This is a genomic window from Pseudomonas sp. S2_H01 (assembly GCF_054668305.1).
Genome location: NZ_CP162756.1, coordinates 4,872,383 through 4,881,798, shown reverse-complemented (window position 1 = coordinate 4,881,798; position 9,416 = coordinate 4,872,383). Strand labels below are relative to the sequence as shown.

Below are 9,416 nucleotides of genomic sequence, written 5' to 3'. Positions count from 1 at the left end.
GCTTCGCCATGTCTGTTCCCCCCCAGCCCAGCCACAATCACCTGCTTGCGGCGCTCCCGGCCGATGACCTCAAACGGCTGGCGCCGCACCTGGAGCAGGTGTCTCTGAATCTGGGTGAGGTGTTGTATGAACCGGGGGACACCCTGCGTCATGTCTATTTCCCGACAGACGCCATCGTGTCCCTGCTGCATGTCACGGAAAACGGCTCGTCTGCCGAAATCGCCGTGGTGGGAAACGAGGGCCTGATCGGCATTGCGCTGTTCATGGGCGGCGAAAGCACCTCCAGTCGGGCGGTGGTGCAAAGCGCCGGCGTTGCCTTCCGGCTTCCCGGGCAGAAGCTGAAAAAGGAATTCAACCGCCACGGGGATCTGCTCCTGCTGATGCTGCGCTACACCCAAGCGCTGATTACGCAAATGTCCCAGACCGCCCTGTGCAACCGTCATCACTCCATTGATCAGCAATTGTGCCGATGGCTGCTGTTATCGCTGGATCGCCTGCCCGGAAATCACCTGAACATGACCCAGGAGCTGATCGCCAACATGCTCGGCGTGCGCCGCGAAGGCGTGACGGAGGCAGCCGGCAAGCTTCAGCGCCAAGGCGTCATCGAATACAGCCGCGGGCAGATCACTGTCCTGGATCGCCCGCGCCTGGAACGGCTGAGCTGTGAGTGCTACTCGGTGGTCAAGACCGAAACCGATCGACTGCTGCACTACACCCGTCGTCAGGATGAATAACGCCTGCGAGTATCATTCGCGAGGGGCGCCTTGCCGAGCAACCTGTTTGCCTGGGGAAAGACCTTGCCAACGCCAAAACGTCAAAACGTCAAAACGTCAAAGGGGCTTGATGTCAAAACCCCCACTGCTCTCAACCTCCGAGTGATAGCCACTCGCTTCGCGAAAATCTATTAAAGCGAGCTTCACCCCTGAGGCTTCACGCACGGTTCAGCCCGTCCGCCACTCCACATCGGTGATCCCGTGCTTCTCGGCCTGAGGCTTGCTGAGCTTGTTGATCGGATCTGTCCGGTACTTGGGCAACTGCCCGATGCCGGCATCCACCGTTGCCCAGTGCCAGGCTTCAGCGTTGTCCATTTTCGCTGCCCGAATGTAGAAGGTTTTGTAGCTTCCGTTCAGCAGATAGTCGATGCGGTAATGCTTTTCCTGCGCCATGTTTATTCTCCTTGGCCTTTGTTCCTATAAGCCAAAGATTGTCCGACCCAGAAAAAATTCCCTTTTTAAAACAGAAGATTAAGCCGGGCACTCGTTTGAGTGGCGCAGAATTCTGACCCCGTTGCAAACGCGTGGCTCTGCGTCGGCATGGCGCAGTCGGGGCAGCCTGGCCTATTTTTACGGGGTCGCTGCGAATCTCGGCCTGTCACAGGGCGAGCCGGGACCCGGCAGGTAAAACGATATAGGCGTTCTGCTGCTTCACCCCATTGTGCTCGCCTTCGACCAGATGAACGTAACGGCCTTCCACCCGATCAATCGGCAAACAATCGTCGACGTCCATCACCGCATCGGTATGCGGTTGTCCCCAGCTCGCGAGCATGTGCCGCTTACCCTTGGACTTCGCCTCGTTCTTGCTGTGAGCCACCACGACCAAGTAGTGATGCGCCTCGCCAAAGGCTCGCGCGTCATAGCCGCCCAGGTTGATCAGATACAGGCGGGGCGATCCGGGAAGAGGCGCCAGCGGACTCAGTTCCACCTTCCAGTTCTCCACGCCCTCGATGGCCATCCATGCGTCGATGTGCAGACCGGTCTGAGCGCCAAACCAGCCCTCGCGCAATTGCGGATAGGTCGCTTCAAGGCTGTCACCGACGACGACCGCGATGTCATGCACTTCAATCTTTGCCTTCGGGTGCTTGCCACCCAGCAACACGACAAACAGCACCTTCACCTCTCCTCAAGCCCGTTTGGCACGAGCAAATCCTTCTTCAAGCCCACACTATAAGCTCGCACAAAAAAGCCCGCATTGAAGGCGGGCGAACGTCATCCGGAAGGTGATCAAGACCGGGAGGCAATTTCGTCAAGGTGATCGAGCAGATCAAGCGGGTCGTCGTAGACTCTCAAGGCCCCGGCACGCTCCAGCTCACCCACGTCATAGCCACCGGACAGCACACCGACGCCCGTTGCTTTGGAGCGTCTGGCCGCGAGCATGTCCCAGATGGCATCCCCAACCACGACGCACTGCTCAATCGGCACGCCCATCCGGTCGGCTGCCGCGAGGAACAGATCGGGATCAGGCTTGCCGTGGTTCACGTCGTCTCGTGTGATGATGGCGACCTCATCGAACCCCAACCCCAATGCCTTCAGATTGATTTTCGCCGTTTCCGCACCACCACTGGTGGCAATGCACCATTTGAGGTTTTCACGGGTGAGCGTGTCCAGCAGCTCTGCCGCGCCGGGCAGCGCGATAATCTGGTGTTGCAGCCTGGCGTAGGCTTGATCGTGCCTGTCACTGAGACGCTTGGCTTGCGCCTCGCTGATATTCAAGCCGGTTTCGCGAGAAAGCGACTTGAGCATCAGGCCGCCGCTCATGCCGATTTTTCGATGAATGCGCCACATGGCCAGCGGAATATTTTCCGAGTCGAGGGCTTCCTTCCACGCGGCGACGTTCTGGTAAACGCTGTCCGTCAGCGTGCCATCCAGGTCGAAGATGAACGAGGTTTTCGGTCGCATACATTCTCCGTTGCTTCAAAAGCCAGATCTTTCCAGCACTTCACAGCCCTCTGTGGTGCGCAAGCGCGCAGGGCTTCAGACCGGGGCAACTGATCGATTTCAAGTCATCTGAACATCAGGCTGAATCAGGCGGTCACTTTAGCCATCGCCGTGAACTGACTCTGCTTGTTGTTCACCCGCTCAAGCACTTCAGGCGGCGTGGACTCGCGGAACACCACCAGATGCCCCACGTCCTTGCCGCCCTCGGTGACCCGCTCGATATCGTTGATCATCCAGGTCTTCAACTCCTCGAACGTGATGCCCAGCTCCTGCGCCACTCGATGGTGAAACTGTTCAGCGTCGTACTGATTGAATTGGTCGTTGTTCATAAGGCCGCCTTTTGGGTTAGCTGTCAGGGTGAGGCCACAGTGCACCTCGACAGTTCACTCATTCAGATGAGCTGATCGGCGTGCCAGCGGGTCAAAGCGGTAAGAGACAATGATGGAGCGTCTATGAACACAACCACCCCGGATGGCCGCTACCTTGTCGTCAATGGACGGTTATGGCGTTGCTCGAATCCCGCCCTCGACGCAGGTGAACGGCAGCATTGGGTCAACCAGCTCATGGAGGCGCGCAGGGCAGTAAAAGCAGCGAAAGCTTCGGGTGACCCTGACGAGATGAAGGTCGCGCGGGCGGCCGTTCAGACCGCTAAAGTGGCACTGGGAGAACGTGGACCGGTCTGGTGGGAGGACGGCTCGCCAGACTTCAACCGCTACAAGGTCGCGAATACCCCGTACGCGGATGAGTACCGCACGCGGGATTCAGGCGATGCTTGAACAGCAGAACGGACTTTTCACGCGTATAAGCGTCCAATCCTCAGATGGCCCATTGGCCGCTCAAACCCGGATTCTTCAGCCAAGGACAACCGATGACCTTTTATATCTTCCTGATAGCCTGCTGCGCCGCTGCCACCACCGGCATCATCTTCAAACCGGGTACGTGGTACGCATCGCTTCAGAAGCCCAGGTTCACCCCACCCAACTGGCTCTTCCCTGTCGCCTGGACGACGATTTATCTGTTGCTCGCCTGGGCCGGTTATCGACTGACGCAGCTGCCTGGCAGCGAAACCGTGTTGGCGCTATGGGCCGCACAGATTGCCCTCAACACCCTGTGGACACCGGTATTTTTTGGGGCGAACCGGATGCTTGCCGCCATGGTGATACTGGCCGTGCTTTGGGTCGTGGTTGCTGTGATGGTCGTCATGGCGCTGCAACTGGACGTCATCACCGGTTTGATCCTGTTCCCCTACCTGGTCTGGCTGTGCGTGGCCGCTGCGCTGAACTTCTCGATATTGCGTCACAACCGATAAAGGTCGTGAGCCTTCGCGACCCGCGAACCCGGGGGAGTGAGCGGGCTGACCAAGGCTGAGAGTCAGCCGCTAAAAATCGGCTGGTTCTACCGACCGCTTCGTCACCACGCTGGCGTGTAGGGTGCTTGCAAATGTCTGACGCTCATCGCAAAGGGCTCGTTCAGTGAGGGATGGGAAGGTGTCGGTGGCGCTTTCGGGGTGCAGCCCTGTGACGGCAAACGTGTCGGCGTCGCCGTGCGGTAATGCTGCGATTTCGGACAGCCTGAGCGGCTTGATGGGCGGACGCAGCCGGTAGGTGCCAATGTCACCCGGCTCGGTGCCCTGCTCTTCCGCCAGGAGCTCTGCCACCGTGGAACCGCACATTCGCCCTTGGCAAGGCCCCATGCCGCAGCGAGTGAACACCTTCAGTTGATTGGGGCCTGTCACGCCGCGGCGAGCCGCACGCCGAATGGCACCGACCGTCACCTCCTCACACCGGCAGACCACGGTCGATTCGTCCTCAGGTGCGAGGAAGTGGCGGGCGGGCAAATAGACCTTGTTGATGAAGGGTCGCCCACGCTGCAACCGTGCGCACTCGCGAAGCGTACCCTGGCGTCGCGCTTCGAACGGATGAGCATCGCCCGGCGACAACTCGGCCATGACTGCCAGTGCGACAGCCCGTCCGGCCTCAGCGGACGCGAGGGCTCCGGCCATTCGAGCGCCGTCACCAGCGATGAAAATATCGGGCAGCGAGCTGCGCCCGCGGTCATCGGTCCTGGGTTGAAAAGCTCGGAGCGTTTCATTCCACTCAAGGGCGCAGCCAGCGGAATTGGCCAACGCGGTGTCCGGGATAATTCCCTGGTGCAGCAGCAGGTGATCAACGGGCAGCATCTCTTCAAAACGGTCGGTCTTGAAACGCACGGCAGTGGCGCGATCCCGTCCCTCTATCTGCAGCCGCCGAACGCCGGACACCACCCTCAGGCTGCGTCGCGCCTTGAACAGCAACGCAGCGCCTTTGAGCGCATAGGGCGAAACGAGGAATGAAGGCAGATACCGCCAGCCGCGCCGCAGCCCCCCGCCCGTGTCGAGCAAGGCAACGATGTCCGCGCCCGCATCCTTGAGCTGGACGGCGAGTTGGTAGAGCAATGGCCCACAGCCCGCCAGCACGACGCGCCCTGACGGCACCAGGCCGGCGGACTTGAGCGCTATCTGCGCAGCGCCCGCCGTCATGACGCCGGGGAGCGTCCAGCCGGGCACCGGCATCGGGCGTTCCAATGCACCCGTGGCCAGAATGACTCGCCGGGCTTGAACATGCCGGGCGACGCCGCCCAACGAAATCCCGACCCGTGCATAAGGCTCATCCAGCGACGGGTTCGCGCTGTCCAGACTCCACACCCGGCAACGCGGTGCATAGGTCAGCGCAGACGTCATGAACACGGCCGCTATCGGCCGGCCGGCCCAGTACGCGGCGCCCAGATACGGCCTCTTGGTCTGGGCGTTGAGGGTAATGTGGCGATAGATCTGCCCACCGGGCGCCGGGTTTTCATCCAGCACCAGTACGCTCAGGCCTTCTGCGGACATCAGTGCCGCTGCGCTCATGCCAGCCGGCCCCGCGCCGACTACGATCACGTCGTAGAGCTCGACGAGGTCGCCTGCGTGCGCAATCACTGAGGCCGTCATGATGAGGTCGCCTCATCCATCGAGCGCGCACCTGACTGACGAACGACGCGCATCCCGGCCTTCACCTCAACCTGACAGCCCTGGCAGCTGGGAACACCATCAATGACCACAAGGCATTCGAAACAGGCACCCATCAGGCAGTAAGGTCCCCGAGGTTCCCCGCTCACGACACTGTCACGGCAGCTTTGAATGCCTGAAGCGAGCAACGCCAGCGCCACGCTCTCACCTTTTTCAGCGGTCATCGGGCGGCCCTCGAATTCAAAGCTTATGGCTTGGGAAATCGGAGCGAGTCTACGAAACATGCAACCTCCGCGAATGAAACGGCAGCAATGAGTCCGCCAGGTGTCCCGACGCGATCTGCGGAGCAATGTGCATTGCGTGCAGCGAGGTCAGCGTGACACCGGAATGACAGAGCATGAGAAAGGCGCCGGGATACGCAGCCGACTGTTCATAAATCGGCATGCCGTCGGGCGTTTTAACCCGCAGGCCGGTCCAGATACGCACCACATTCAAGTGCCGGATGACGGGGAATATCTGCGCGGCGCGATCGGCGAGGACGGCACTGATGCCGTGATTGACCGCCAACGCATTGGACTGCGTCTCCTGGCTTTCCCCGATCAGAACACTGCCCTCGCCGGTCTGTCGCAGCGAGCCGCCCACCGAGTCGAAAAGCGGCTGACACTTTTCCGTCACGATGACCTGCCCCTTGGAGCGCACCAACGGAGCGGACATCCCGACCATGGGCGCCAGACGCGTGTTGTCCAGGCCCGCGGCGAGTATCACCTTGCGTGCCCGAAGCGCGCCCCATGATCCGGTCACGGTGAATCCGCTCGCCATCGGTTCGATGTGCTGCACCGGAGAATGCGAACGGTATTCCACTCCACGCCTGGCCATCCCCAGGTGCAAGGCGTTGAACAGGCGCAGGGAGTTGACATGGCCGTCATAGCGGCAGAACGAAGCGCCGACCACGTTCGGCCCGATGTGCGGCAAGCGCGCGCGGAGCTCAGCGCGACCCAGCATTTCGTAATCGCCCAGGCCGCCATGGGTCTGGGCGGCAATGGTCGCCATGTTCGCTTGCAGCTGAGCGAGTTCGCGCTCCGACAAGGCGAAGTTGTAGCCACCCGGCTGCTGCAATTGCAGGTCGATACCGGTCTCGCGCTCGAGGGTCTCGGCAAAGGCTGGCCACTGCAACGCGGCGTCCCTGGACCACAGCGCGTAGTGCGGCTGATTGAGGCCTTTGTCACTGACCCAGACCAGACCCAGGTTGGCGCGTGAGGCACGCGGGTCGAGGTCACCACCGTCGAGCACCAACACCTCATGGCCAAGGCCCGCCAGACCCCACGCCAGCGCAGCGCCCATGAGGCCCCCGCCGATAATGACAATTTCGCGCTCTTCCACACCGCTTCCTGCTTTAAATCACTGCACCGAACGTGCGGGTTGCGGTTAATGTGCGATTCGACGAGCATGAGGTCAAATGCCTAAAAACGCCTCGTGCATAAGCCAATATTATGGAGCCGCTCAATGAACTTCAGGCAGGTCGAAGCCTTTCGAGCGGTCATGACCACGGGAAGCATGACCGCTGCTGCGGAACTCATGTCCGTCACACAACCTGCTGTCAGCCGGTTGATCCGGGACTTTGAAGCCGCCACGCGTTTGCTGCTGTTCGAGCGCCACGGTAACCAGATCATTCCCACCCAGGCGGCCTTCACCCTGATCAAGGAAGTCACACGCTCCTTCGTCGGACTGGATCGATTGACGCAAGTGGCCGCCGACATCAGTCGTCACTCCGCCGGCTCACTGCGGATCTCGGCCATGCCGGCGCTGGCGAGCGGAATCCTGCCGCGTTTCGTGGCGCAATTCGTGCTCGACAAGCCCAATCTTTACGTGGCCGTCACCGGTCTCGGCTCCCCGCAGGTGATTGAAACCGTGGCGTCCGGACAAGCCGATCTGGGGTATGCGGACGGTCCGATCGACCGGTCCGGTTTCGACGTGGCGATGCAACCTATCGCAGCGGTGGTCGCCCTGCCGGATGGGCATCCATTGGCGCAGAAAGCAGTGATCTACCCTTCCGATCTGGCCGGGCAAAAGATGATCGCGCTCGAACCTGGCAGCCTGTTCGCCATGCGCGTGGAGGTGGCGCTGGCTGGCGTGCCGCGCACCGTGACGCTGGAGGCGTTGCTGTCCCACACGGCGTTGATCATGGTCGCAGCAGGCGCCGGGATCACCATCCTTGACCCCACCGCCACGCTCGACTTCCTCGACAAGGGCATCACCATCCGGCCGTTCGGCGTGTTCATCGATGCCAGCTTTGCCGAGCTTCGCCAGTCGGGGCGCAACCGTTCGGCAATCGTCGATCTGTTCCGCAAACAGTTCATGGACTGGCACAACGATCTGATCGCTCAAACCGGCCTGGACCTTTCCCCCCTCAATAACCCTTGCTTCGGTCGATGGCGCCCGTCAACGGCAAACCGGCCCGGTGCTGGGCGATCACCTCGAGCACCGTCGTCACGGCGGTCTCGGGGCGCGTCATGCTGGCAACGTGCGGGGTCAGCAAAATGCGTGCGTCATGCCAGAAAGGGTGATCTGGCGGCAATGGCTCCGGGTCGCACACGTCCAGCACGGCGGCGCGCAGGCGCCCCTCGTCCAGCGCGGCCAGCAAATCGGCATTGACCAAATGGCGCCCACGCCCGACGTTCACCAGCGCAGCGCCCTGGGGCAGTTGCGAGAACAAGCGCCGATCGAGCACATCCTGTGTCTGATCGGTCAAGGGCAACAGGCACACCAGAATGTCAGTGCGCGCCAGGAATTCCGGCAACTGCGCATCACCGGCAAACACCTCCACGCCCTCAATCTCTCCCCCCGAACGGCTCCAGCCCGCGAGGGGGAAACCAAACGGCTGCAATTGCCGCAACGCCTGCCGGGCCAACCGCCCCAGGCCAAGCACACCGACACGGCGCCTGGCGGCGGGCACATTGCGCACCTCACGCCAAACCGCCTGCCGTTGCTGCGCCAGGTACTGCGGCCAGTCACGGTGCAGCGCAAGCACCGCCAACGTGACGTACTCGGCCATGTCCTGAGCAATCCCCGGCTCAGTCATTCTCACCACGGGCAGGTGCGCAGGAATATCAGCCCCGGCCAGTTGGTCGACACCCGCGCCCACTGAAAACAGGACGTCCAGATGGGGAAACCGCTCGGCCAACCGGTCAGGTGGTTGCCACACCACCAGGTAACGCACGTCTTCCACCGGCCCGGTTTGCGGCCAGATGTAAAACGGCATCTGCGGCGCCAGCTGCCGGAGCAGCGCACGCCATTCCTCCCCGCGTTCAGGGTCAGCCTTGTAGACCAGACTCATGGCCGTCAGTCCAGCTGAACCCAGACTTTGCGGGTGGTTTCGATCACGCGCCAGATGCCTTTGAAGCCAGGTTGCATGATGAAATTATCCCCCGCCTGAATGCGTTTGACCGGTTGGCCCTCTTCCACCAACTCCGACACGCCGGAGAGGATGGAGCAGAACTCCCAGCTCTCGCCCTTGATCGACCAGTACGCGCCGGGAGTGACTTCCCAGACGCCCGCCGTGACGCGACCGTCAGCACTTTTCGCAATGTCCCAAGTGGTGAACTGCGGGTCGCCCTCCACCAGACGGCCTGGCAGTGGCTCGCCTTTGCGGCCGGCGCCAAGGTTGGAAAAATCGAAATGGGTCAAATAGCTCATGTTCTGTGTCCTGTTCGTTGAGT

The 9,416-nt window shown here is 61.4% G+C and carries 12 protein-coding genes and 1 pseudogene; 4 read left to right on the top strand and 9 right to left on the bottom strand.

Annotated features, from left to right (window positions below):
- Positions 1–8: 8 nt before the first annotated feature.
- A complete protein-coding gene (locus AB4N84_RS21785) occupies positions 9–734 on the top strand; it encodes a Crp/Fnr family transcriptional regulator (protein WP_460043122.1) in 726 nt (241 codons plus the stop codon).
- A 207-nt stretch (positions 735–941) separates the two neighbouring features.
- On the opposite strand, the gene AB4N84_RS21780 is transcribed toward AB4N84_RS21785, so the two are convergent.
- The 4 genes from AB4N84_RS21780 to AB4N84_RS21765 all read right to left on the bottom strand — a co-directional run bounded on the left by AB4N84_RS21780 (position 942) and on the right by AB4N84_RS21765 (position 3,043).
- Positions 942–1,166: a DUF6555 family protein gene (locus AB4N84_RS21780; protein WP_460043121.1), complete on the bottom strand. Its 225-nt coding sequence runs from the start codon at positions 1,164–1,166 to the stop codon at positions 942–944.
- Positions 1,167–1,371: 205 nt separating this feature from the next.
- Positions 1,372–1,887 (bottom strand): DUF1543 domain-containing protein, encoded by a 516-nt coding sequence (locus AB4N84_RS21775; RefSeq protein ID WP_460043120.1) that lies wholly within the window; start codon positions 1,885–1,887, stop codon positions 1,372–1,374.
- A 113-nt stretch (positions 1,888–2,000) separates the two neighbouring features.
- Complete coding sequence (locus AB4N84_RS21770; protein ID WP_074749584.1) at positions 2,001–2,675, bottom strand: HAD family hydrolase; 675 nt, start codon at positions 2,673–2,675, stop codon at positions 2,001–2,003.
- Between the two features lie 125 nt (positions 2,676–2,800).
- On the bottom strand, positions 2,801–3,043 hold the full coding sequence (locus tag AB4N84_RS21765; protein ID WP_074749583.1) for a hypothetical protein: 243 nt from the start codon (positions 3,041–3,043) through the stop codon (positions 2,801–2,803).
- Positions 3,044–3,166: 123 nt separating this feature from the next.
- Here AB4N84_RS21765 and AB4N84_RS21760 point away from each other — a divergent pair, with 123 nt between their 5' ends.
- Entirely contained in the window at positions 3,167–3,490 is a 324-nt protein-coding gene (locus AB4N84_RS21760) for a hypothetical protein (RefSeq protein ID WP_074749582.1), read from the top strand.
- A gap of 92 nt (positions 3,491–3,582) precedes the next feature.
- A complete protein-coding gene (gene tspO, locus AB4N84_RS21755) occupies positions 3,583–4,023 on the top strand; it encodes a tryptophan-rich sensory protein TspO (RefSeq protein WP_460043118.1) in 441 nt (146 codons plus the stop codon).
- A gap of 69 nt (positions 4,024–4,092) precedes the next feature.
- On the opposite strand, the gene AB4N84_RS21750 is transcribed toward tspO, so the two are convergent.
- Genes AB4N84_RS21750 through AB4N84_RS21740 form a run of 3 tightly spaced genes read right to left on the bottom strand, consistent with a single transcriptional unit; the run spans position 4,093 to position 7,080 of the window.
- Positions 4,093–5,682: an FAD-dependent oxidoreductase gene (locus tag AB4N84_RS21750; RefSeq protein ID WP_460043116.1), complete on the bottom strand. Its 1,590-nt coding sequence runs from the start codon at positions 5,680–5,682 to the stop codon at positions 4,093–4,095.
- The gene (locus AB4N84_RS21745) at positions 5,679–5,924 is read right to left on the bottom strand and encodes a (2Fe-2S)-binding protein (protein WP_460047094.1); all 246 of its coding nucleotides are present in this window, start codon (positions 5,922–5,924) and stop codon (positions 5,679–5,681) included. The genes AB4N84_RS21750 and AB4N84_RS21745 overlap by 4 nt, the downstream gene beginning before the upstream one ends.
- Positions 5,925–5,973: 49 nt before the next feature.
- Entirely contained in the window at positions 5,974–7,080 is a 1,107-nt protein-coding gene (locus tag AB4N84_RS21740) for an NAD(P)/FAD-dependent oxidoreductase (RefSeq protein WP_460043115.1), read from the bottom strand.
- Positions 7,081–7,203: 123 nt separating this feature from the next.
- Between AB4N84_RS21740 and AB4N84_RS21735 the strand changes: the two are divergent.
- Positions 7,204–7,995 (top strand): annotated as a pseudogene (locus tag AB4N84_RS21735) (LysR family transcriptional regulator); the annotation flags it as partial.
- Positions 7,996–8,107: 112 nt separating this feature from the next.
- On the opposite strand, the gene AB4N84_RS21730 reads toward AB4N84_RS21735, so the two are convergent.
- Together AB4N84_RS21730 and AB4N84_RS21725 are read right to left on the bottom strand one after the other, a co-directional pair.
- Positions 8,108–9,034, bottom strand: a complete 927-nt coding sequence (locus tag AB4N84_RS21730; protein WP_460043114.1) for a 2-hydroxyacid dehydrogenase — start codon at positions 9,032–9,034, stop codon at positions 8,108–8,110.
- Positions 9,035–9,039: 5 nt separating this feature from the next.
- The gene (locus AB4N84_RS21725; protein WP_074749574.1) at positions 9,040–9,393 is read right to left on the bottom strand and encodes a cupin domain-containing protein; all 354 of its coding nucleotides are present in this window, start codon (positions 9,391–9,393) and stop codon (positions 9,040–9,042) included.
- Positions 9,394–9,416 lie beyond the last annotated feature (23 nt).

Coding starts and splice junctions, on each gene's coding strand:
- AB4N84_RS21785 (WP_460043122.1), top strand. CDS start 9: ATGTCTGTTCCCCCCCAGCCCAGCCACAATCACCTGCTTGCGGCGCTC.
- AB4N84_RS21780 (WP_460043121.1), bottom strand. CDS start 1,166: ATGGCGCAGGAAAAGCATTACCGCATCGACTATCTGCTGAACGGAAGC.
- AB4N84_RS21770 (WP_074749584.1), bottom strand. CDS start 2,675: ATGCGACCGAAAACCTCGTTCATCTTCGACCTGGATGGCACGCTGACG.
- AB4N84_RS21765 (WP_074749583.1), bottom strand. CDS start 3,043: ATGAACAACGACCAATTCAATCAGTACGACGCTGAACAGTTTCACCAT.
- AB4N84_RS21760 (WP_074749582.1), top strand. CDS start 3,167: ATGAACACAACCACCCCGGATGGCCGCTACCTTGTCGTCAATGGACGG.
- tspO (WP_460043118.1), top strand. CDS start 3,583: ATGACCTTTTATATCTTCCTGATAGCCTGCTGCGCCGCTGCCACCACC.
- AB4N84_RS21750 (WP_460043116.1), bottom strand. CDS start 5,682: ATGACGGCCTCAGTGATTGCGCACGCAGGCGACCTCGTCGAGCTCTAC.
- AB4N84_RS21745 (WP_460047094.1), bottom strand. CDS start 5,924: ATGACCGCTGAAAAAGGTGAGAGCGTGGCGCTGGCGTTGCTCGCTTCA.
- AB4N84_RS21730 (WP_460043114.1), bottom strand. CDS start 9,034: ATGAGTCTGGTCTACAAGGCTGACCCTGAACGCGGGGAGGAATGGCGT.
- AB4N84_RS21725 (WP_074749574.1), bottom strand. CDS start 9,393: ATGAGCTATTTGACCCATTTCGATTTTTCCAACCTTGGCGCCGGCCGC.